Annotated in this window: 20 protein-coding genes; 7 read left to right on the plus strand and 13 right to left on the minus strand. The window is 72.6% G+C overall.

The genetic code is table 11. The features are described 5' to 3' along the window. Nucleotide 1 precedes the first annotated feature (1 nt). Nucleotides 2-1,816 carry an ABC-F family ATP-binding cassette domain-containing protein gene (locus JWR33_RS01020; RefSeq protein ID WP_297408612.1) on the minus strand — a complete coding sequence of 605 codons (1,815 nt, stop codon included), beginning with the start codon at nt 1,814-1,816 and terminating at the stop codon, nt 2-4. 126 nt (nt 1,817-1,942) lie between these two features. Between JWR33_RS01020 and JWR33_RS01025 the strand changes: the two genes are divergently transcribed. Beyond that, on the plus strand, nt 1,943-3,010 hold the full coding sequence (locus tag JWR33_RS01025) for an NAD-dependent epimerase/dehydratase family protein (protein WP_297408613.1): 1,068 nt from the start codon (nt 1,943-1,945) through the stop codon (nt 3,008-3,010). Between the two features lie 81 nt (nt 3,011-3,091). Here the strand turns inward: JWR33_RS01025 and JWR33_RS01030 are convergent, their stop codons facing one another. After that, complete coding sequence (locus tag JWR33_RS01030) at nt 3,092-3,781, minus strand: hypothetical protein (RefSeq protein ID WP_297408614.1); 690 nt, start codon at nt 3,779-3,781, stop codon at nt 3,092-3,094. A gap of 176 nt (nt 3,782-3,957) precedes the next feature. Between JWR33_RS01030 and JWR33_RS01035 the strand changes: the two genes are divergently transcribed. Together JWR33_RS01035 and JWR33_RS01040 are read left to right on the plus strand one after the other, a co-directional pair. Next, nucleotides 3,958-4,656 carry a glycosyltransferase family 2 protein gene (locus JWR33_RS01035; protein ID WP_297408615.1) on the plus strand — a complete coding sequence of 233 codons (699 nt, stop codon included), beginning with the start codon at nt 3,958-3,960 and terminating at the stop codon, nt 4,654-4,656. Beyond that, nucleotides 4,653-5,312 (plus strand): DUF2064 domain-containing protein, encoded by a 660-nt coding sequence (locus JWR33_RS01040; protein WP_297408616.1) that lies wholly within the window; start codon nt 4,653-4,655, stop codon nt 5,310-5,312. Before JWR33_RS01035 ends, JWR33_RS01040 begins: the two co-directional genes overlap by 4 nt. A gap of 184 nt (nt 5,313-5,496) precedes the next feature. Here JWR33_RS01040 and JWR33_RS01045 read toward each other — a convergent pair whose 3' ends face one another. Both JWR33_RS01045 and JWR33_RS01050 read right to left on the minus strand, forming a co-directional pair. Beyond that, complete coding sequence (locus tag JWR33_RS01045; protein ID WP_297408617.1) at nt 5,497-5,940, minus strand: hypothetical protein; 444 nt, start codon at nt 5,938-5,940, stop codon at nt 5,497-5,499. Continuing rightward, a complete protein-coding gene (locus JWR33_RS01050) occupies nt 5,937-7,175 on the minus strand; it encodes a molybdopterin-dependent oxidoreductase (RefSeq protein WP_297408618.1) in 1,239 nt (412 codons plus the stop codon). Before JWR33_RS01050 ends, JWR33_RS01045 begins: the two co-directional genes overlap by 4 nt. Nucleotides 7,176-7,270: 95 nt before the next feature. Here JWR33_RS01050 and JWR33_RS01055 point away from each other — a divergent pair, with 95 nt between their 5' ends. Further along, nucleotides 7,271-8,683, plus strand: a complete 1,413-nt coding sequence (locus tag JWR33_RS01055; RefSeq protein WP_297408619.1) for a glycosyltransferase family 87 protein — start codon at nt 7,271-7,273, stop codon at nt 8,681-8,683. A gap of 10 nt (nt 8,684-8,693) precedes the next feature. Continuing rightward, on the plus strand, nt 8,694-10,262 hold the full coding sequence (locus JWR33_RS01060) for a glycosyltransferase family 39 protein (RefSeq protein WP_297408620.1): 1,569 nt from the start codon (nt 8,694-8,696) through the stop codon (nt 10,260-10,262). 55 nt (nt 10,263-10,317) lie between these two features. On the opposite strand, the gene JWR33_RS01065 is transcribed toward JWR33_RS01060, so the two are convergent. The 4 genes from JWR33_RS01065 to metG are packed head-to-tail and all read right to left on the minus strand — an operon-like array spanning nt 10,318 to nt 14,692. Beyond that, entirely contained in the window at nt 10,318-11,247 is a 930-nt protein-coding gene (locus JWR33_RS01065) for a 4-(cytidine 5'-diphospho)-2-C-methyl-D-erythritol kinase (protein ID WP_297408621.1), read from the minus strand. 9 nt (nt 11,248-11,256) lie between these two features. Then, entirely contained in the window at nt 11,257-12,165 is a 909-nt protein-coding gene (gene rsmA / locus JWR33_RS01070) for a 16S rRNA (adenine(1518)-N(6)/adenine(1519)-N(6))-dimethyltransferase RsmA (protein ID WP_297408622.1), read from the minus strand. Further along, nucleotides 12,162-13,106 carry a TatD family hydrolase gene (locus JWR33_RS01075; protein WP_297408623.1) on the minus strand — a complete coding sequence of 315 codons (945 nt, stop codon included), beginning with the start codon at nt 13,104-13,106 and terminating at the stop codon, nt 12,162-12,164. Before JWR33_RS01075 ends, rsmA begins: the two co-directional genes overlap by 4 nt. Continuing rightward, the gene (gene metG / locus JWR33_RS01080) at nt 13,103-14,692 is read right to left on the minus strand and encodes a methionine--tRNA ligase (protein ID WP_297408624.1); all 1,590 of its coding nucleotides are present in this window, start codon (nt 14,690-14,692) and stop codon (nt 13,103-13,105) included. Before metG ends, JWR33_RS01075 begins: the two co-directional genes overlap by 4 nt. 90 nt (nt 14,693-14,782) lie before the next feature. Between metG and JWR33_RS01085 the strand changes: the two genes are divergently transcribed. Continuing rightward, nucleotides 14,783-15,637, plus strand: a complete 855-nt coding sequence (locus JWR33_RS01085; protein WP_297408625.1) for a class I SAM-dependent methyltransferase — start codon at nt 14,783-14,785, stop codon at nt 15,635-15,637. A 122-nt stretch (nt 15,638-15,759) separates the two neighbouring features. Here JWR33_RS01085 and rsmI read toward each other — a convergent pair whose 3' ends face one another. After that, nucleotides 15,760-16,584, minus strand: a complete 825-nt coding sequence (rsmI, locus tag JWR33_RS01090) for a 16S rRNA (cytidine(1402)-2'-O)-methyltransferase (RefSeq protein WP_297408626.1) — start codon at nt 16,582-16,584, stop codon at nt 15,760-15,762. A gap of 41 nt (nt 16,585-16,625) precedes the next feature. Between rsmI and JWR33_RS01095 the strand changes: the two genes are divergently transcribed. Continuing rightward, entirely contained in the window at nt 16,626-18,197 is a 1,572-nt protein-coding gene (locus JWR33_RS01095; RefSeq protein WP_297408627.1) for a phospholipid carrier-dependent glycosyltransferase, read from the plus strand. Nucleotides 18,198-18,254: 57 nt separating this feature from the next. Here the strand turns inward: JWR33_RS01095 and JWR33_RS01100 are convergent, their stop codons facing one another. From JWR33_RS01100 to JWR33_RS01115, 4 genes are all read right to left on the minus strand, one after another. After that, nucleotides 18,255-18,662 carry a VOC family protein gene (locus JWR33_RS01100; protein WP_297408628.1) on the minus strand — a complete coding sequence of 136 codons (408 nt, stop codon included), beginning with the start codon at nt 18,660-18,662 and terminating at the stop codon, nt 18,255-18,257. A 9-nt stretch (nt 18,663-18,671) separates the two neighbouring features. Then, nucleotides 18,672-19,133: a helix-turn-helix transcriptional regulator gene (locus JWR33_RS01105; protein ID WP_297408630.1), complete on the minus strand. Its 462-nt coding sequence runs from the start codon at nt 19,131-19,133 to the stop codon at nt 18,672-18,674. 95 nt (nt 19,134-19,228) lie between these two features. Further along, on the minus strand, nt 19,229-21,082 hold the full coding sequence (locus JWR33_RS01110; RefSeq protein ID WP_297408632.1) for a thioredoxin domain-containing protein: 1,854 nt from the start codon (nt 21,080-21,082) through the stop codon (nt 19,229-19,231). Between the two features lie 9 nt (nt 21,083-21,091). Further along, nucleotides 21,092-22,204, minus strand: coding sequence for an MFS transporter (locus JWR33_RS01115; protein WP_297408633.1), 1,113 nt, complete (start codon nt 22,202-22,204; stop codon nt 21,092-21,094). Nucleotides 22,205-22,270 lie beyond the last annotated feature (66 nt).

The raw sequence follows: 22,270 nt of genomic DNA on the forward strand, positions 1-22,270 counted from the left end.
GTCAGCCCTCGAGGAGCTCGGAGAGCTCCAGCCAGCGCGACTCGAGCTCCTCCTCCTGGGCGTCGAGCTCGGCGCGCTGCCGCTGCAGCGCGATCAGCCCCTCGTAGTCGCTCTGATCGTGCTGGGCGATCCGCTCGTCGAGTGCGGCCCGGTCGGCGCCGATCCGGGAGAGCTTGCGATCCGCGGCGGCCACCTCCTTCTCGGCCCCGCGCCGGTCCGCTCCGGTGAGCGCGGACGGCGAGGCGGACGCCGCGGGAGCGACACCCGCCGCCCGCACGGGCCCGGAGGCGTGCGGCGCCGCCTTGCGCAGTTCGAGGTACTGCTCGACGCCGCGCGGCAGGTGGCGCAGCGCTCCGCCGAGCACTCCGTACTGCTGATCGGTCACGCGCTCCATCAGGTACCGGTCGTGCGAGACGACGAGCAGCGTGCCGGGCCAGGAGTCGAGCAGGTCCTCCATGGCGGCCAGCATGTCGGTGTCGAGGTCGTTGGTGGGCTCGTCGAGGATCAGCACGTTCGGCTCGTCGAGGAGGATGAGCAGCAGCTGCAGCCGGCGCTTCTGGCCGCCCGAGAGGTCCTTCACCGGCGTCGCCAGCTGCACCGTCGAGAAGCCGAGACGCTCCAGCAGCTGACCGGGCGTCAACTCGACGGCGGAGGAGCCGGTGCCGCTGACATAGCCCGTGCGGAGGCGGCCGACCACGTCGCTCACCCGCTCGTTCGCGACCGCGTCGAGCTCGTCCAGCTGCTGGGTGAGGACCGCGATGCGCACCGTCTTGCCGCGCTTCACCCGCCCGCTCGTCGCCTGCAGCTCGCCGGACACGAGCTTGAGGAGGGTGCTCTTTCCCGCGCCGTTCGCCCCGAGGATCCCGGTGCGCTCGCCCGGCGCGATCCGCCACTCGATGTCGTGCAGCACCTCGCGGCCGTCCGCGTCGTAGCGGTAGGAGACCCGCTCCAGGTCGACCACGTCCTTGCCGAGCCGGGAGGTGGCCAGCTGAGCGAGGGACACGGAGTCGCGGACCGGCGGCTCGTTCTCGATGAGCTGGTTGGCGGCGTCGATGCGGAACCGCGGCTTCGCCGTGCGGGCCGGGGCACCCCGACGGAGCCAGGCGAGCTCCTTGCGCATCAGGTTCTGCCGCTTCGACTCGCTCGACGCGGCGGAGCGGTCCCGCTCCACCCGCTGCAGCACGTACGCCGCGTAGCCGCCCTCGAACGGCTCGACGATCCGGTCGTGCACCTCCCAGGTCGCGGTGCAGACCTCGTCGAGGAACCAGCGATCGTGGGTGACCACGACGAGCGCGCCGGACGACGCGGACCAGCGCCCCTTCAGGTGGTCGGCGAGCCAGGCGATGCCCTCGACGTCGAGGTGGTTGGTCGGCTCATCGAGGAGCAGCACGTCCCAGTCCCCCACCAGCAGGGCCGCGAGCGAGACCCGGCGGCGCTGACCGCCGCTCAGATCGCCGACCACCCCGTTCCACGGGAGATCGGAGACGAGACCGCCGATCACGTCCCGCACGCGCGCGTTGCCCGCCCACTCGTGCTCGGGCGTCTCGCCGACGATGGCCTGGGCCACCGTGGTGGTATCCGGGACGGTGTCGCGCTGGGTGAGGACGCCCACCGTCACGCCGCCGCGCCGGGTCACTCGCCCGCCGTCGGGCTGGAGATCGTCGGCGAGCATCCGCAGGAGGGAGGACTTGCCGTCGCCGTTGCGGCCGACGATGCCGATCCGGTCACCTTCGGCGACGCCGATCGTCACCTCGTCGAACACGACCTTGGTCGGAAACTCGAGGTGGAGCCGTTCGGCTCCCAACAGGTGCGCCACCCCAAAACCCTACGGGGCCCCGGGGGCAGTGCAGGACTGGGAGACTGGCCCGATGGCACTCCTCGCGCCCCCGATCGCGCTCTCCGCCCCATATAGAGGAGCGGGATCGAATCGAGGGCTGCGGCGATGAGCGGGATCCTCCTCGTCACCGGCGGCGCGGGATTCATCGGCAGCGCGGTGGTGTCCGCAGCACTCGACTCCGGCCGGCGCGTCCGGATCCTCGACTCGTTCCGGCCCGACGTGCACGGCGGCGAGCCCGACCTGCCCCAGGGCGTCGAGGTGATGCGAGGGGACGTGCGCTCGGCCGAGACCGTCGCCAGGGCGCTCGTCGGCGTCGACGCGGTGTCGCACCAGGCGGGCAAAGTGGGCCTCGGGGCGGACTTCGCCGATGCGCCGGACTACGTCTCGAGCAACGCCCTCGGCACCGCAGTGCTCCTCGCCGGGATGACGGCGTCCGGGATCGGACGCCTGGTCCTCGCCTCGTCGATGGTCGTCTACGGGGAGGGCCTCTACCGCGGCGCCGACGGAAGCCGCCGGCCGCCTGCGCGACGCCGGGAGGACCTGGAGGCGGGACGGTTCGACCCCCTCGACGACGGTCACCCGCTCGAGCCCGTACTGATCACCGAGCATGACTCGACCGAGCCGCGCAACGCCTACGCCGCGAGCAAGCTGGCGCAGGAGCATCTCGGCCTGGCCTGGGCGATCGCGACGGGCGGCACGGTCGCCGCGCTGCGCTACCACAACGTGTTCGGGCCCGGAATGCCGCAGAACACGCCGTACGCGGGGGTGGCGTCGCTGTTCCGCTCTGCGCTGGAACGGGGCGAGGCGCCGCGGGTCTTCGAGGACGGACGGCAGCGGCGGGACTTCGTGCATGTCGCCGACGTCGCCCGCGCGAATCTGGCGGCGCTCGACTGGACGGTGACGGCGCGGTCCGGCACGTCGCGGCCGTTCAACGTGGGCAGCGGCACCGTGCACACCGTCGGGGAGCTGGCCGAGCAGCTGAGCCTCGCGTCGGGCGGGCCTGCTCCGGTGGTCACCGGAGAGTTCCGGCTCGGCGACGTGCGGCACATCACCGCCTCCTCGGATCGGCTCCGCGCGGAGCTGGGCTGGACGAGCCGGGTGAGCTTCGAGGAGGGGACGCGCGAGTTCGCCACCGCTCCTCTGCGAGCCGCGGTCCCCGGCAGCGCGCGCTGAGCCGGGAGGCCCCGGCATTCGGGGACGCAAGAACGGGAGCCCACCCGAAGGCGGACTCCCGTTCCGGGATGGTGCGGTCGATCAGGAGGCGGCGGCCGCGGTGATCTTCGCGATGCCGACGAGCATGTCGGGCTTGATCGCGTCGGTGCCGAACGTGTCGTTCAGCAGAGGCGCCGCGTCGGCGGAGATGAGCACGCGGGTGCCCTCGAGGACGGCGTTGCCGTCCGAGTCGGTCTCGAGGGGCTTCAGGGTGCTTCCGTCGAGGTTGAAGATGAAGACGTCCTCGCCGGCGACCTTGCCGTTGACCGTGACCGTGCCCGTGAGGCGCGACGTTCCCGGGTCGATGACGAAGTCGGTCAGCTCGACGACGGTGTCACCCGCGGTGAGCGAGATGCCGGAGCCGACGTGGTCGATCTCGCCCTGGACGTAGGGGCGGTAGTCCGCTGCCGGGTCGTAGTAGTCCACGTTGCCGCCCGTGATCGGGAAGGCGAGCACGCCGTCCGTGAGGGTGGCGCTGCCGAGCACGCCGGGGGTGAGCTTGAGGGAGGCGAGCGCCGCGCCGAAGTCGGCGTCCAGCGTGACCTGCGTGTCCTTGCCGGAGAGCTTGGGGATCGAGGCCAGCGGCTCGGGCTGAGCAGCGGCCGAGGAGGCGGGGGCCGACGATGCGCCGGTCTCGGTGCCGGAGGCGCTCGGGCTGGAGCAGGCGGCGAGGGAAGCGACGAGCATGCCGGCGGCGGATGCTCCGACGAGGGTCTTGGTGAGCTTGTTCATGAGGTTCGATCCTTTGCAGTCTGGTGTGGGACGAGGAGGGTTCGGACCTGCCTCGGTGAAGGACGGGAGCACTGGGCGGACTCCCAGAAATCTCCCTTCCGGCCGAAAGTGAACCTGTGGACGCATCAAGCGAACGCTCAGCGGACGGCCAGGAAAGCGCCCCTAACCTCGCCCCCATGGACTCTCCGGCACGCGTCGACGTGATCCTGCCGTGCCTCAACGAGCAGGACGCGCTCCCCTGGGTGCTGTCCCGCATGCCCCCCGGCCACCGCGCGATCGTGGTCGACAACGGCTCGACCGACGACTCGGCACGCATCGCCCGGGAGGCCGGAGCGACCGTCGTCCCGGAGACCCGGCGGGGCTTCGGCGCCGCGGCGCACGCGGGGCTCGTCGCCGCCACGGCGCCCATCGTCGCGTTCTGCGACGCCGACGCATCGATGGATCCGGCCGAGCTGCCCTCGGTCACGACGGCCGTCCTGGAGGGACGGGCCGACCTCGTGCTCGGCCGCCGGATGCCCACCGCCGCGGGCTCGTGGCCGGTCCACGCCCGCATCGCCAACGCGGAGCTCGCCCGCCGCCTGCGACGCCTCACGGGGCTGCCGGTCCACGATCTCGGCCCGATGCGCGCCGCCCGGCGTGAGGCTCTGCTGGGCCTCGACCTGCTCGACCGGCGCAGCGGCTACCCGCTCGAGATGTTCCTGCGCGCCTGGGACTCGGGGTGGCAGATCGACGAGGTCCCGGTGGGCTACTCGCCGCGCCTCGGCCGCTCGAAGGTGACCGGAACGCTCCGCGGCACCGTGCAGGCGGTCACCGACATGTCCCGGCTGCTGCGCGAGGTGCGCACCACCGTCCTCGGCTGGGAGGCCCTCGCGTGAGCACACTCATCGTCATCGCCAAGGCATGCCTGCCCGGACGGGTGAAGACCCGCCTGTCGCCCCCGTTCTCCCCGCAGCAGGCGGCCGAGCTCGCCTCGGCCAGCCTGGCCGACACGCTCGCCGCCGTGGGCGGCATCCGCGTGGACCGGCGGATCCTGTACTTCGACGGGGACCACCGCCACGTTCCCGCCGAGGGGCGCGGGTGGGAGGTGCTCCCCCAGGCGCCCGGCGGCCTCGACACCCGCCTCGCCGCGGTCTTCGATCTCTGCGACGGGCCGACCGCACTGATCGGCATGGACACGCCGCAGGTCACGGCCGAGCTGCTCGCGCCGCTGCTCGACCCGCGCTCCACCGCCGATTCCTGGCTGGGCCTCGCCACCGACGGCGGCTTCTGGGCCCTCGGCATGCGGGAGCCCGACGGAAGCCTCATCCGCGGCGTCCCGATGTCGACCGAGGAGACCGGCCGCGAGCAGCTGATCCGGCTGCGCCGCTCGGGGCGCTCCGTGCGCCTGCTCGAGGAGCTGACCGACATCGACCGCGCCGCCGACCTCTGGCAGGTCGCCGAGGCGGTTCCCGACAGCCGCGTCGCCCGGGTGCTGGCCCGGCTCGCCGCAACGGACGCCCGCCTCACCCGCTCCGCCCTCGTCGACGCCTGAGGGCGGGAACTGGCTCGCGGCTGCCCCGCGCCGCCTGGCAGTCCGGGGGCACCGCCTGGCGGCGCCCTTTCGCTCAGCAGGCAGAACGCACTCCGGGGCCCGGAACCGGGGGTGTATTGCCTGCCCAAGTGCGAATTGCCTGCTGGGCGAAACCCGGCGGCGAGGGAGGGCGCGCGGCCTCGCCTCAGGCTGGCGCGCCCTCTGGCCTGCGACGGCGGCGGCGGAGCAGGTACCCGGCCGCCGCCACGGTGACGAGCACCCCGAGCACCGCCCAGAGACCGACCAGGCGCGCGGCGTAGTCGCCCACGAGGACGGTCGGATTTCCGGGGCTCCGGCTCTGGGCGTAGATCTCTGGCGCGACGACGAGGGTCAGCACCGCGCCCACGATCAGCGCCGCCTGGACCATGCCGAGGATCGCCCAGGGGATCCGGCGGCCCGCGCGGCGCAGCAGCAGCCCGACGCCGAGCACGATCGGGGCGAGGATGCCGTCGTGCACGAGAATCGCGCCGATCAGCCAGAGCACGAAGCCGAGGAGCTGATCGGGCCGCTGGGTGCTGAGCAGCAGCAGCCCACCGCCGCCGATCGTGGCGGCGCCGACCAGCCCGAGCACGATTCGAATGGCCCTCATGCGCGCACCTCGATCGTGTCCAGCCACTTGGTCTGCAGCACGCCGGGACGGCCCGGGGCAAGGATGCGCGCCGGGTAGCCGTGCTCGAGATGGAGCGGCTCGCCGTTCACCGCCAGCGCCACCATGGTCTCGTCATCGCGCACGTACTCGGCCGCCATCCGGGTGGTCTTGTATGCGCCCTTGCGCTCCAGGCTCCGGATCTCGAGCTCCGCGCCCGGATCCGCGTCGACCAGGCCGACGAGTTCACGAAGCCGCACGCCTCGCCAGGTGGCGGTCTGGCTCCAGCCCTCCACGCACGCGATGGGCAGCGCGGCGTCGATCTGGGGTAACGCGAGCAGCTGGGCCCGGGTGAGCGCGATGGTGCGCTCTCCGTTGGTGACGGTGAGTGCCCAGGCAGCATCGGTGGCAGCGTCTGCGACCCCGGCCTGCGCCGAGGTGCGGTTGACGAGCAGCCCCTGCGGGCCGGTGCCCTTCTTGCGCGGCGCGAACAGGTTGAGCGGGTCGAGCGGAGTGAGCGTCTGCCCGACGGTGAGCATCAGCAGCGCCGCCGCGGACAGGCCGACCCCGGCGAGCAGTCCGCGGCGACTGACCTTCGCGGGAGGCGCGGGCGTCGCATCGATGAAGGCCATCGCCCTGCCGGTGACGCCGCGGCCGGGCGGCGCGGCGATCGCGGGCTCGGGCACCTGTTCCGGCACCTCGAGCGCGCCCTCGTCGCCGTCGGCGGGGCGGCGCCAATAGCGGGAGATGATCGGCAGCTTCACGGCGATGTGCAGCGCGAGCGAGCCGAGAATCACGAAGCTCAGTGCGAAGTGCACCTGCAGGAAGTAGAAGGGCAGGGGAAGGAACTGGTAGGTGTTCAGCACCCCGATCGCCAGTTGCACGAGGGTCGAGCCCACGAAGATGGCGATCGAGCCGCGCTCGAGCACGCTGCCGAGGCCGCCGATCAGGGGCAGGCGGAAGAGGTCCGGATAGACCACCCAGAGCTTGGCGAGCAGCAGGGGGATGCAGAGCAGCCCGGTGGTCACATGCACGCCCTGGTTGAGCTGGTAGCCCCACTCGGGTCGCGGGGTCCACGCCATCCATGGCTCCGGATGCTGCAGGTAGTGGCTCACGAGTCCGGTCAGGAAGCAGAGCACGAAGGCGCTGCCGAGCAGCCGGCCGATCACGACCGCCTTGCGCGGATTCCGTGCCGGGGAGGCCACCGCACGGCGCAGATCGAGCAGCAGACGCCTCATCGCGCTCCTCCTCCCCCGCACAGCGCCGGACGCGCTGGGAAACAGTTGTTCGGAGCGGACGGCCCATCCGGTGGGACGTCCGCCAGGATGAGCGGATGCGCCTCGCTGTTCCGGTCACCCTCGTGCTCGCCCTCGCGGCGGTCACGGGCTGGGCGGTGCTGGCCTTCGACACCTTCGAGCGGGTCCGGGGCCAGTTCTTCACCCGCTCCGACTCGATCCCGATGCTCCTCTGCCTCACCGCCTGCTGGCTCCTCTTCGCCGGCGCGATCGTCGCACTGCGCCGCACGCCGGAGCGCATCGTGCCCTGGGTGGTGCTCGGCGGAACGCTCCTGATCGGCATCGCGGCGCTCCTCGGCGGTCCCAACACGAGCACCGATTCCGCACGGTACGCGTGGGACGGCATCGTGCAGAAGGCGGGCATCTCCCCCTACGCCCATGTCCCGGTGGATCCCGCTCTCGCCGACCTCCGGCCGTCCTGGCTGTTCCCCGACCCGATTCCCACCGCCGACGGGACCGCGGCCTGCCGCGGCGAGCGCATCGGGGCGACCACCGAGCTGGGGACGGGCCAGCCGCTCTGCACGGCGCTCAACCGGCCTACCGTGCCGACCATCTATCCGCCGCTCGCCGAGCTGTGGTTTCTGCTCGTGCGCGCAGCGGTCCCCGCGACGGCGGGCTTTCTGCCGTTCCAGATCGCGGGACTCGTGGTGGTGCTCGCGGTCACGGCGATGCTGCTCCGGGCCCTTCGCGCCCGCGCACTCGATCCCCGCTGGGCGGCCCTCTGGGGCTGGTGCCCGCTCGTCGCATCCGAGGGGATCACGAACTCACACGTGGACGTGCTCGGCGCGGCTCTGGCGCTCGCGGCGGTGCTGCTCGTCTCCCGGCGGCGCCGGGTCTGGGGCGGCATCGCCCTCGGCGCCGCGATCGCCACGAAGCTGATCCCGGTGATCGTGGCGCCGGCGATGCTTCGCCGGCGACCGCTGCCCCTCGTCGTCGCGTCCGCGGCCACGTTCGCCGTGCTCTACGTGCCGTACGTGCTGAGCACCGGCATCGGGGTGCTCGGCTACCTGCCGGGCTATCTGTCCGAGGAGGGCTACGAGAGCGGCACCCGCTTCGTGCTGATCCCTCCGATCGTGCCGGGTCCGGCGGCGGCGTTCGTGGTGGCCGCGGTGCTCGCGATCCTCGCGGGGCTCGTGCTCGGGAGAACGGATCCCGACACGCCCTGGGTGGGGCAGACCGTGATGGTCGGAGCGACCCTGCTCGCCGTCAGTCCCCGGTATCCCTGGTACGGGCTGCTCCTCGTGCCCTTCGTGGCGATGTCCGGCCGAGCGGAGTGGTTCGCCGTGCCACTTGCCCTCACCACTCGCCTGTTCGCGCCACCCCTGTGGACGTTTCCGATCGCGCTCCTCCTCGCGCTGATCGTCGTCCTGGTCGGCTCGTGGCTGAGACTGCCGCCGCACCGTCGGCTCCCCTGGCACCGCTCACAGACTCCTCCCCTGGCGGCCACCTAGGCTCCGGCCCATGGCTGCGACTCTGCTCGAGGCGCCGCCCCACTACGGCACGACCGGCGCCCGGGCCGGACGGGCCGGACGGTGGGACGCGCTCGTGCTCGGCGCGGCCGCATTCGCCCTCTCGGTCGCCCTGTCCTGGGTGCCGTCGGTCTGGTACGACGAGGCGGCGACGATCGTGTCGGCTACCCGGACCTGGCCCGAGCTCGTCCGGATGCTGGGCACGGTGGACGCGGTGCACGGCCTCTACTACGCCGGCCTGCACGTGTGGTTCGAGCTCGTGGGCTACTCGCCCTTCACCCTGCGGCTGCCGAGCGCGGTCGCCGTCGGGGTGGCGACGGCGGGTCTCGTGGCACTCCTGCGCATCCTGGTCCCGCGGCGGGTGGGCATCGCCGCCGGCATCATGTTCGCCGTGCTTCCCCGGGTGGTCTGGGCCGGTGGGGAGGGCCGATCGTACGCGCTGACGGCAGCGCTCGCCGTGGCACTCCTCGCCCTGTTCACCCACGCTGCGCGGACTGCCACCGCCACCCCGCGCGTGCGGATCGCCTGGTGGGCCGCCTACGGCCTCGCCGCAGCGATCGGATGCGCGATCTTCCTGTACCTCGCGCTCGCCGTGCTGGCGAGCGGGGTGACGCTCCTCCTGATGGCCCTCCGGGGGGCTCCCCGGATCCGCCGCACGGCACTGGGCTGGGCGATCTCCTCCGCCGCGGCGGCGCTGGTCCTCTCCCCGCTCGCCGCGCTGATCGTGGCCCAGTCGAAGCAGATCTCCTGGATCCTGCCACTCGGGCCGGCCTCCATCCGGATGGTCCTCATGCAGCAGCTGTTCGGGAACAACGTCTGGCTCGCGGTGGTCGTCCTCGGCGCCGTCGCCGCCGCTCTCGGCCTCGCTTCCTCGGCCGCGCTGCACCGCCCGCGCCCCGAATCGGTGGGCGGCGGCGAGGGTCCCACCCCGGTCGAGCTGTTCGCGCCGGCACTGCTCGTGCCGCTCGCCGCCCTGCTGGTGGGCAGTGCGGTCCTCGAGCCGCTCTACTCGCCGCGCTACCTGACCTTCACTGCGGCACCCGCCGCAGTGCTGGCCGCGATCGCATTCTCCGCCCTGCCCGGGCGGGCATCGCTTCCGGTCGCGGTCGCCTGCGTGATCGGCCTCGCCTTCCCGACCCTGCTCGAGCTGCGGGAGCCCGACGCCAAGCAGAACTCCTCCTGGAGCTCGGTCGCCGCGCTGGTGGCCCGGGAGCGAGCGGCGGAGCGCGGGGGAACCGTCGACGCCATCGTCTACGGCCCGGTGCTCCGGCATCCCAGCGCGACCACTCGCGTGATCGCCTACGCCTACCCGCAGGCTTTCGAGGGAATGATCGACGTCACCCTCGAGACCCCGGCCAGGGAAAGCGGTGGCCTCTGGGAGACCCGTGAACCGCTGGAGGAGTCGCTGCACCGGCTGTCCGCTGCGGACTCCGTGTGGCTGGTGACCAGCGACCGGCCGGAGGGACGGCCCGAGGTGGCCGCGAGGGTGCTGCCTCTCGGCTTCCATCCCGCCGACGAGTGGCATCTGCCGGGCGTCGACGTCGTCCGCTACACGCGCTGAGACTCCGCGCCAGCGCGCCGACCGGCGCAACTGCGGTCCTGCGGCAGAACGCCGCTCACTCGGCCATCACTCGCGCGCCGACGACCGGGCCGGTGACGCGGAGCACCCGCATGCGGGCGGCGGACAGCGCGATCTGCAGCGAGATGGCGGAGTCGAGGTCCGCGGCGAGGAAGGCGATCGTCGGCCCGGATCCCGAGACGATCCCGGCGAGGGCGCCGTTGCGCTCCCCGAGCTCGAGCACGCCCGACAGGGTGGGCGCGAGGTGCAGCGCGGGCGCCTGGAGGTCGTTGTGCAGGGACTCGGCGAGCATGTGCGGGTCGCCCGCGCGCAGGGCCTGCAGCACTCCGGCGTCCACAGTGGGCTGCACGCTCGCAGGGAAGATGTCCAGCGCGTGCCGCTCCCGGTGTCGGTCGAGCTCCTCGTAGACCCGGGGCGTGCTCATCCCCGAGTCGGCGAGCACGAGCACCCAGTGGAACTGGCCCTTGGCGAGGGCGGGGCTCAGCCGGTCGCCCTTGCCGGTGCCGATCGCGGTGCCGCCCGCCAGCGCGAACGGCACGTCGGCTCCGAGCTTGGCCGCCAGCGAGTGCAGGGTGTCGCGCCCGACGTCGGTCGCCCAGAGCGCGTCGCACGCGACGAGAGTCGCCGCGGCATCGGCCGAGCCGCCGCCCATCCCGCCGGCGATCGGCACGCGCTTGGTGATGTCCAGGTGCACGCCGCCGCGGTAGCCGGCCGCCCGGGCGAGCAGGCGGGCCGCCTTGATGGCGATGTTGGAGCCGTCGGTGGCGAGCCGCGAGCAGTCGACCGGTCCGTCGAAGGCCACCGAGAAGTCGGGGGCGAGGGACGCGCGAACCTCTTCGCACAGGGACACCGCCTGATATGCGGTGGCCACCTCGTGGTAGCCGTCCTCCTGGAGGCTCCCCACGCGCATGAACACGTTGATCTTGCCCGGTGCCTTCACGTGCACCGACGGGGCCGACGCGCTCATGCCTCCAACCTAACCCGGCCCCAGCCCTGCTGGTTCCGCGGTCGAGGAGGCCGCCGCGGGCGGAGGGGGCAGCAGGCGCGCGACCGCGAGGAAGTCGGCGACGAGGAGGCGCTCCCCGCGGGTGGTCGGATCGACGCCGGCCTCGGTGAGCGCACTCGATGCGGCATCGGAGCCGCCGAACACCCCCGCGAGGGACTGGCGGAGCATCTTGCGGCGCTGCCCGAACGCGGCATCGATCAGCGAGAAGGTCGGGCGCCGCAGCTCCTCCGGCCCGGCCGCCGTCGAGTGGCGGGTGAAGGCGACGAGCACCGAGTCGACGTTCGGCACCGGCCAGAACACCTGTCGCGACACCTGCCCGGCGAGCCGGAACGAGCCGTACCATGCGGCCTTCACCGACGGCGAGCCGTAGGCCTTGGATCCGGGGACGGCCGCGATCCGCTCGCCGACTTCGGCCTGCACCATCACGACACCCGAGCCGAGGGTGGGGAAGGTCTCGAGGAAGTGCAGCAGCACCGGGACGGAGACGTTGTAGGGGAGGTTGGCGACGAGCCGCACCGGGTCGGGGAGCTCCTGCACCCGGAGCGCATCGGCGTGCATGACCTGCAGCCGCGACTGCGTCTCCTCGCCCGCGGCCCCCGCCACCGTGCGGGGGAGCTCATCGGCGAGCCGTCCGTCGATCTCCACCGCCACCACCCGCGCGCCCTGCTCGAGCAGGCCGAGGGTGAGCGAGCCGAGCCCGGGCCCCACCTCCACCACGCTCTCCCCCGCCTGGACTCCGGCGATCCGCACGATCCGCCGGACCGTGTTGGGGTCGATCACGAAGTTCTGGCCGAGCTTCTTGGTGGGCTGCACGCCCAGCCGCGCGGCGAGCTCGCGGATCTCGGCCGGACCCAGCAGACCTCGGCCGGGCTCGCTCATGCCAGGTCGGACGGGGCGGGACCGTCCTCGTCCGGCACGGGCGGGTCGTCGGTCCAGGAGCCGTAGACCAGCTCCGTGTTGGAGGAGATCTGAGCGGCGAGCATCGAGACGTCGGTCCCGACGTGGGCCGCCATGGCGCGGAGGGTGTGCGGGATCAGATAGGGCGAGTTCGGCCGGCCGCGCAGCGGCATCGGGGTGAGGAACGGAGCGTCCGTCTCGACGAGGAGCAGCGCGCGGGGCATCAGCGCGAGCGCCTCCCGCAGCGGCTCCGCGTTCTTGAAGGTGACGTTGCCGGCGAAGCTCGTGTACCAGCCGTTGTCCGCGCAGACCCGGGCGAGTGCGGGGCCTCCGGAGAAGCAGTGGAACACGGTCCGCTCGGGCGCCCCGACGCGGAGCAGGGTGCGGATCACCTCGTCGTGCGCATCCCGGTCGTGGATCTGCAGGGCGAGTCCAAAGCGCTTCGCGATGTCGATGTGCGCCTCGAAGCTCTCGTACTGCGCGCCGCGCCCCTCCTCACCGGTGCGGAAGAAGTCGAGGCCGGTCTCCCCGACCGCCCGAACTCGGGGTCGCGTTGCGAGCTCGGCGATCTCCTCGAGCGCGCTCTGCAGGGTGCCTGCGGCGGCGTACTTCGGCGCCTCGTTGGGGTGCAGCGCCACGGCGGCGAGCATGCGCGGCTCGTTCGCGGCGACCTCGGCCGACCAGCGGCTCGTCTCGAGGTCGCCGCCCACCTGCACGACCCCTCGGACTCCCACGCTCGAGGCGCGGTCGAGGTGCTCCAGGTAGTCCATGGGATTCTCGCCGTCGGCGATCTCCAGGTGGGTGTGATTGTCGTACACCGGCACCGTGAGCGCCTCGGGGAGCGGCGGGTAGCTGAGATCGCGCGAGGCGCCGTGCTCCGCGGTGGTGTCGCGGCGCCGCACGTAGCCGGTCGCGTCGCTCACGCGGAGGCTCCGATCTCCTGCTCGATGCGCGGGAAGAGGGCCACCAGGGCGCCGACCGTTGCGCCCGCGGGGAGCTGCCCCCACTCCCCCGCGGCCCGGATCCGCTGCTCGGCGAGCGGGCCGAGCTGCGGCTCCGCGCCGAGCGCCGTCCAGAGCTTCGCGGTCGCCTGCGGGATCACGGGAGAGAGCAGCACGGCGAGGGCGCGGAGTCCTTCGGTGGCGGTGTAGAGCACGGTGCCGAGGCGCTCGCGACGCGCCGGATCCTTGGCAAGCACCCAGGGCGCCTGCTCGGTGATGTAGCCGTTCAGCTCCTCGACGATCGTCCAGACGGCGCCCAGCGCCTCGTTGATCGCGAAGCGCTCGATCGCCGCATCCGCGTCCTGGGCGGCCGCGGCAACCGTTCGCTGGATGGCCTCGTCCGCCGCCTCGTACCCGCCCGGCTCGGGGACGCGACCCTCGAAGTAGCGGGCGACCATCGCCAGCACCCGCGAGGCGAGGTTGCCGAAGCCGTTCGCCAGCTCCGCCTGGTAGCGGGCGGACAGGTCCTCCCAGCTGAACGAGCCGTCCTGGCCGAAGGTGATGGCGCGCATGAAGTAGTAGCGGAACGCGTCAGAGCCGAAGACGTCGGTGATCTGGGTCGGCGCGATGCCGGTGAGCTTCGACTTGGACATCTTCTCGCCGCCGACCAGCAGCCAGCCGTGCGCGAACACGTGCTTGGGGACCTCGAGTCCGGCAGCCATCAGCATGGCCGGCCAGATGACTGCGTGGAAGCGGAGGATGTCCTTGCCGACGAGCTGGATGCCCGGCCAGCGACGCGCGAACTGCTCATCGTCGCGCCCGTAGCCGACGGCGGTGATGTAGTTCAGCAGTGCGTCGAACCAGACGTAGACGACGTGCGACGGGTCCCAGGGCACCTGGATGCCCCAGTCGAAGCTCGACCGTGAGATGGACAGGTCGGCGAGGCCCTGCTTGACGAACGAGACCACCTCGTTGCGGGCGCTCTCCGGCTGCACGAAGTCGGGCCGCTCCTCGTAGAGCGCCAGCAGGCGGCCCTGGAACTCGCTCATCCGGAAGAAGTAGTTGCGCTCGTGCAGGAGCTCCACCGGCTTCGAGTGGATGGCGCACACCCGCTGGCCTTCGAAGGGCCCTGTGCCCTCGACGAGCTCGCTCGACTGCTTGTACTCCTCGCAGCCCACGCAGTAGAAGCCCTCGTAGTCGCCGGTATAGATGAACCCGTCGTCGTAGAGCTTCTGCAGGAACGCCTGTGCGCTCGTCTCGTGCCGCTCCTGGGTGGTGCGGATGAAGTCGTCGTTCGCGATGTCGAGGGTGTCGAGCAGCGGCAGCCAGGAGCTCTGCACCAGCTTGTCGGCCCACTCGCCCGGCGTCATGTCGTTCGCGGTCGCGGTGCGGAGCATCTTCTGGCCGTGCTCGTCCGTGCCGGTGAGCAGCCAGGTGTCGTCGCCCGCCTGCCGGTGCCAGCGGGTGAGCACGTCGGCGGCCACCTCGGTGTAGCCGTGCCCGATGTGCGGGACGTCGCTCGGATAGAAGATCGGCGTGGTGAGGTAGAAGGACGCGCCGGAAGACATGCCGACCATCCTAATTCCGGCGCTGTTGCGCCCCGGCGACGTTACGGTGACGCACTTCTGCCCCGGCACTGCGGTGCGTAGCCTGGCGGGGTGGCCGAAGATGAGCCGATCGAGGAGGATCTCTCCCCCTGGCTGCTGCCCGCGGTGGCGGAGCGGTGGCAGGAGGCGTGGGCTCCTCTGATGCAGCCCGCGCGGCGGGCGCTCCTCGCCGCGCTCGCGCCTCCGCCCGGCGCCCGGCTGCTCGACCTCGCGTCGGGCACGGGCGAGTTCGGGGCGCTCGCCGTGGAACGGAAGTGCCGGGTGACGGGCATCGACAGCTCCCCGACCATGGTCGCCGTGGCGCGTGCCGCGGCGCCTGGTGCCGACTTCGTGGAGGGCGATCTCGAGGCGCTTCCCTTCCCCGATGCGTCGTTCGACCTGGTCACCGGCACCAACGCCGTGCAGTTCGCGGAGGACGCCGACGATGCGGTAGCGGAGGCGGTGCGGGTCCTTGCGCCAGGCGGCAGGCTGGGGCTCTGCAGCTGGGGTCCCCGTGCGGATCAGGACGTGAATGTGGTGGGCCGAGCGCTGGCCCTGCTCGACAGGGACTTCGACGACGAGGTCAGCGAGGGCGACGACGACCCCGCGGGGGAGAGCGGGAACGGGGCCGGCGAGGAGGAGCCGGGATCGTACGTGGGCGACCCCGGCGTGCTCGAGGATCTGCTCACGACGGCGGGCCTCACGGTGGAGGCGACCGGCGAGGTGGCCTCGTCCCTGGAGCTGCGCGACGAGGCGGCCCTGGTGCACACGTTCGAGTTCGATGCAGGAGTCCTCGAGGGCGCACCGATCGCCGCTCCGGGAACGATCGCGCGGGTCATCCGGGACGCCGCCGAGCCGTTCCGGACTCCGGACGGCGGGTACCGGCTCTCGAACACCTTCCGCTGGGTGATCGCCCGCAAGCCCTGACGCCCACCATCTCTCGAGGACCGCAACGCTCCGGCCAAGGCGCAACGGCGTGCGGTTGCACATTGGCCGAACGGTTGCACAGCTCGGCGGGAGCCGGCGCAGCGAGCCGCCGCGGCGGGCGGTCAGCGGGAGGGGCGCTCCTTGAGGGCGGCCTCGTAGAGCTCGCGGCGGGACAGGCCTGTCGCGTCGGCCACCTCCGCCGACGCGTCCCGCAGGCGGGAACCGGAGGCGACGAGCGCGATCACCTGCGCGACGCCATCCGCAGAGCTCACGGACACCGGCTGGGCGCCCGCGATCACGACCACGATCTCGCCGCGGACGCCTCCCTCCGCCCACGCGGCCAGTTCGGCCGCGGTCCCCCGGAGGACCTCCTCGTGCAGCTTGGTGAGCTCGCGGCAGACCGCCAGACGCCGATCCGCGCCGAACTCGGTGACGACGTCGGCGAGGAAGTCCGCGAGCCGCTGCGGCGACTCGAAGAAGACCAGGGTGCGCGGCTCCCGCGCCAGGTCCCGCAGCAGCGCGCGCCGCTCCCCGCCGCGGCGGGGCGGGAATCCCTCGAACGCGAAGCGGTCGGTCGGCAGCCCCGAGACGGCGAGCGCGGTCGGCACCGCCGAGGCGCCGGGAAGGACCGTCACGGCGATGCCTGCCTCCACTGCGGCGGCGACCAGCCGGTAGCCGGGATCGGACACCGTCGGCATGCCTGCGTCGCTGACGAGGAGCACATCCTGCTGCGCCGCGAGCGCCAGCACCTCCGCGATCCGCTCCCGCTCGTTGTGATCGTTCAGCGAGATCAGTCTCGGCCGATTGTCGATGCGGAGGCCCGCGAGCAGCCGCTGCGCCACCCGCGTGTCCTCCGCCGCCACGACGGTCGCGGTCGAGAGCGCGTCGACGAGCCGGCGAGTGGCATCGCCGAGATTGCCGATCGGAGTGGCGGCGAGGACGAGCACGGCTCCAGTCTCCCAGAGCCGCGCCCGCCTATCATGGGGCGGTGCTGAGCCCGACCGCCGTCCTCGCACCTGCGCGGGAGCTCCGGCGGGAGAGCCGGCGCGCTGCATGGCGCTGGTCGGGACCGCTCGGGGTCACCGTGCTCGCCGCGGTGCTGCGACTCTGGGCGCTCGGCCATCCGGCCGTCCTGATGTTCGACGAGACCTACTACGTCAAGGACGCCTGGACTCTGCTGAATCTCGGCTACGAGGGCTCGTGGCCGCCCAAGGCGGACGACGCGTTCAACGCGGGCAGCGTCGACCACTTCACGGAGAACGCCCAGTACATCGCGCATCCGCCGCTCGGCAAGTGGCTGATCGGGCTCGGGATCGCGGTATTCGGTCCGACGAATCCGTTCGGCTGGCGCATCTCCGTGGCGGTCGCCGGCGTCCTCGCCGTGCTGCTGCTCACCCTGATCGCCACCTCGCTCTTCCGCAGCACCACGATGGGCGTGCTCACCGGCGGGCTCTTCGCGATCGACGGGCAGGCGATCGTGCTGTCCCGGGTGAGCCTGCTCGACAACTTCGTGCTGCTGTTCGCCCTCGCCGGCTTCGGGGCGATGCTGCTCGATCGGCGCGCGCTCGACGCGCGCCTCTCCGCGTGGCGGGAGGACCGGCTGGCGAGCGGCGGATCCTTCGGGTGGGGGCCGCCGCTGGCCTGGCGGCCCTGGCTGCTGGCCGCCGGGCTCGCCTTCGGCCTCACCTGCGCGGTCAAGTGGTCGGGGCTGTACTACCTGGCGGCGTTCGCGGTCTACGCCGTGGTCGTGGAGGCGCTGGCCCGCCGCCGGGCAGGAGTGCCGCGCTGGCTGCCCGCCACCCTCCTCCGCACGGCTCCGCTCGCCTTCCTCTGGATGGTCCCGGTCGCGCTGGCCACCTACCTCACCAGCTTCGCCGGCTGGTTCCTCAGCTCGCGGGGCTACGACCGCAATTGGATCGACCGGGGCGGCGAGCGCTGGACGGGGCTCCTGGCCTGGGTGCCCGATGCGATCCAGAACCTCTGGCACTGGCACGCGACCATCTACGCGTTCCACACCGGCCTCAGCGCCACTCATCCGTATGCGACGCCGGCGATCCTCTGGCCGCTGCTCGGCCGGCCCACTCAGATCTACTACCGGGGCAGCGGCACGGGAGAGAACGGCTGCCAGTACGGCTACTGCTCCGAGATCGTGTGGGAGATCGCGAATCCGCTGCTCTGGTGGGCGGCGGTCGCGGCAACCGGCTACCTCGTCTACCGGTTCGCGCGCTACCGGGCAGCCCGCGACGGCCTGATCCTGGTCGCGGTCGCGGCCGGCTACCTGCCGTGGCTGCTCTACCCGACCCGGACGATGTTCCAGTTCTACTCGATCGTGTTCGAGCCGTACCTGCTGCTCGCTCTGGTCGCCGTGCTCGGGACCCTCACCGGGCACCTCGGGACGTCCCCGTTCCCGGCGGAGCGACTTCCGGTGGTCCGCCGGTTCGCGCTGGTGTTCCTGGTCCTCGTCGTGCTGCTCAGCGCATTCTTCTATCCGGAGTGGACCGGCATGCAGACGCCGTTCTGGTTCTGGCAGCTCCACGTGTGGAGCTACTCCTGGGTCTGAGACAGCCCGTTCCGGGCGAGAACGTCCTGTCCGAGGGGAGCCAGGGAGAGCCTCGGGTCACTGCGGGGACTGGGCGATGCGGACCGTGTTGCCGGACGGGTCGCGGAATGCGCAGTCGCGCGGCCCCCAGCCCTGGTCGGCGGGCTCCTGCAGGACCTCGGCGCCGGATGCGGCCACCCGCTCGAAGGCCGCGTCCACGTCGTCGGAGCTGAACACGATGTTGGGCAGCACGCCCTTCGTCAGCAGCTCCTGCAGCGCGTCGCCGTCGGCCTCGGACCGACCGGCGTGCGGATCGCTCAGCACGATGCCGAGGCCCGGCTGGGCGTCCGTGCCGAGGGTGAGCCAGCGGTGACCGCCGGAGCTCACGTCCTGCAGCACCTCCAGGCCGAGGGCGTCCCGGTAGAAGGGCACGGCGGCGTCCACGTCGTTGACGGTGATGTGGGTGTACTGAAGTGAGATCGTCATGGCTTCACGCTAGAGAGCGGACGCCGAGACGGCTTCTCCGATCCTGCTCGGCTGGGCACGGGACGGCTGCCCGCGCAGCGGCCGCGGCCGGCCCAGGACCTTCGCGATGCACGCGGGCATGGCCTCCGCGGCGGCGTGCTGCCGGGCGCGGTAGGCGCTCGGGGTCTCCCCCACGAGCTCGCGGAATCTGGAGCTGAACGAGCCGAGGGAGGTACAGCCGACGGTCATGCAGGCGTCCGTCACGCTCGTGCCGTTCCGCATCAGGGTCATCGCGCGCTCGATCCGCCGGGTCATGAGGTAGCCGTAGGGCGTCTCCGCATAGGCGGCGGTGAACTGCCGCGAGAAGTGCGCAGGCGACATGCAGGCCGCGGCCGCCATGGTGGGCACGTCGAGCGGTCGGGCGTAGTCGCGGTCCATCAGGTCCCGGGCACGCCGGAGCTGCTCGAGCAGGGCGATCCTCTCCGGCGTCACAGGGCGAGCGTAGCCGCGGCTGCCGCCGGTCGGTCCGGTTCGTCGCCGCTGTCCGCCGGCACTCGGTTCGGACGTGAGTGCCCGGACTCGTGCCGTCAGTCCCCGCCGGCGAGGAGCGCCGCGAGCGCAGCGGCCCCGGTCACCGGCAGCCGGCACACGAAGTCCTCGCAGAGGTACGCCGTCGCCGCGCCGTTCCGCGATGCGCGGCCCTCGAACAGCGCGAACCCCGCCTCCGCGAAGGCGGCGGCCTGGGCGTCCGACAGCACGGCCGTCAGCTCAAGGCGTCCGGAGCGCGCGACCTGGGCGAGCTCCGCCTCCGGGGCACCCACCACGAGCAGTGCCCTCCCGCGACCGATCAGCTCGGCGAGCACCTCGAGGGTCCCTCCCAGCGAGATCGGCCGCTGGGCGGCGAGCGCCGCGATCGGGGCGAGGGCGTCGGCCGCCGCCCGTCGGTAGCGCTCCTCGCCGGTCAGCTCGAAGAGCAGCAGCGCCGCGGAGGCCGCCTGGCTCAGCCCGGACGGATAGGCGCCCTCGCCCGGATCGGAGGGCAGCGCGAGCCCGCGTCGCGCGAGCGTGGCGTCAGGGCCGCCCGGCACGGCGAAGACGGTTCCGCTGGACTCCCCCTCGGCGAGCAGAGTGTCGAGGAGCTCGCGACCGGTGACCGCGAAGCGCACCTCCCCGCCGGCGAGGGCGAGGTCGAGCAGCCCGCGCGCCAGCATCCCGTAGTCCTCGAGCGTCGCCGCGGCGGCAGACGGGCGGTCGTCCAGGACGGCGCGGATCAGGGTGCCGTCGGATCGCCGGGTGGCGAGCACGGCGTCCGCGGCCACCGCGGCGAGCGAGACCCAGTCGGCCCTGCCCAGCAGCGCTCCCGCTCGAGCGAGCGCCCCGATCGCCAGGCCGTTCCAGCCGGTGAGCACCTTGCCGTCGACGGCGGGGGCGTGCTGGTGGCGGCGCTCGGCGGCGTCCAGGACGTAGTAGCCGCCCTCGTTGCGCTGCCCGTCCAGGATGCTCTCCGAGTCCTGGGCCGAGCCGAAGGCGCCGGAGGCGCGGCGGAGGACGTTCGCCAGGAACGCGACGATGCCTGCGGCGATCTCCTCGTTCCCCACCTCCGCATATGCCCTCAGCAGCTGCGCGTTGTCGTAGAGCATCCGCTCGTAGTGCGGCTCCGTCCAGTCGCGGCGGGTGGCGTAGCGGAAGAAGCCGCCCTCCACCGGGTCGCGCAGCCCGGACGCCGCCATGGCGTCGAGAGTGCGGCGGACCAGGGCGTCCACCGCTTCGGCGACGGGAGGCTCGAGGACGCCCGCCCGGCTCGCGCGCAGCGCGAACAGGAGCACGGGAGTGACAGGGAACTTCGGTGCGCCACCGAAGCCGCCGAACTGCCGGTCCTCGTGGCCGAGGAGCTCGGCGACCACCGCGGAGAAGTCGATGTCGGTCCGCTCGGGCGGCGGCGACGGGGGCGTCACGAGCAACCCGGCGAGATCGGCGGCGCTCTTCTCCACGTCGTCGCGCCGCTGGCTCCAGGCGTCCTCCACCGCGTCGAGGACCTGCCGGAAGGATGCCTGTCCCATCATCGCCACCGGCGGGGAATAGGTGCCCGCGAAGAACGCCCTGCCCTCGGGCGTCGTGAAGACGTTGAGCGGCCAGCCCAGGTTGGCGGTGAACACGCCTGCCGCGGCCAGGTAGGTCGCGTCGACGTCCGGATGCTCCTCGCGATCCACCTTGATCGCCACGAACCGCTCGTTCAGCGACGCGGCGAGCTCCGGATCGCTGAAGCTCTCCCGGGCCATCACATGGCACCAGTGGCAGGTGGCGTAGCCGATGGAGACGAGCACCGGCACGTCGCGGCGCCGGGCCTCCTCGAACGCCTCCTCGCCCCACGGGAACCAGTCGACGGGGTTGTCCGCGTGACTGCGCAGGTACGGGCTCACGGCGTCGGCGAGTCGGTTCATCCTTGAACGCTACGCCGCGTGCTCGACCAGCTGAACGGGGTTGCGGGGATAGGCGAGCAGGATCGCGCCCGACCCGATCCACACGACGGCCATCAGCACCGTGAGGGTCGTGCCGCCGAGTCCGGCGAGCAGGCCGGCGCCGGCCGCCCCGATCGCGGCGGCGGATCCGCGCAGGCCGGCGCCCACGGTGAAGACCTGTGATCGCAGCGCCGCAGGGCTCTCCCTCTGCCGGATGAGGAGCATCGCCGCCACTCCTGGCGCGACGAACAGACCTGCTGCGCCCATGGCGAGAAGGGTCGCGGGGTAGCCGGGCAGCAGTGCGGCGAACAGCGTGCCGACGCCCGTCCCGACGAAGCTGCCGAGCATCAGGGTGGGCGCGTCGAAGCGGCGGAGAGGCCGCCACGCGGTGAGGAGCGCGCCAGCCAGACCGCCGACGGAGAATGCGGTCACGATCCAGCCGGCCGCGTCGAGGGAGCCGGCGCGCTCCACGCCGAGGGCCAACGCGACGACGGCGAGACCCCCTGCCCCGATCTGGGTGAGGGTGCCGGACAGCGTCGCGACGGCGAGGGGACGGTGGGCGACCAGGTAGCGCATGCCGCTGCCGATGTCGCCCAGCACCGAACCGGGATCCTTCCGAGTCGGCCGGGCCGGGAGGCGCAGCAGCAGAAGTGCGGCGGCGCCGAGGAGCGCCAGACCGGCGAGGACCTCGACGGCGACCCGCGCGTCCGCGAGGGTCACGAGCAGCGCCGCGATCGCCGGTCCGCCCACCCCGGCGATGTTGTAGGAGAGCGCGTCGGTGGCGAAGGCACGCTCCTCGCCCGGGATCACATCCGCGACGAAGCCGCTGAGCCCGCCCATGAAGACCGGGCTGCACGAGCCGACGACGAGCAGCGCTCCCACCACGACGGCGGTCGGCAGGATGCCGAGCAGCCCGGAGACCCCCAGCAGGACGCCCGAGACGGCGGCACCGCCCGCGACGAGCAGGCGCGGCGCACGCGAGCGGTCGAGCAGCACCCCGACGAGCGGCGCGACCAGCACGCTCGGCGCGAGCAGCGCGGCCATCAGCAGGCCGCTGAGCGCGACACTGTCCGCCTGCTGCACCGCGAGCACGGCGAGCGCCACCCGCCCGCCGTCCAGAGCGAGCCGCAGCGGAACGGAGGCACCGAGGTACAGTGCCTCCGCCGCGCC

This window comes from Naasia sp., from assembly GCF_025465545.1.
GTDB lineage: Bacteria > Actinomycetota > Actinomycetes > Actinomycetales > Microbacteriaceae > Naasia.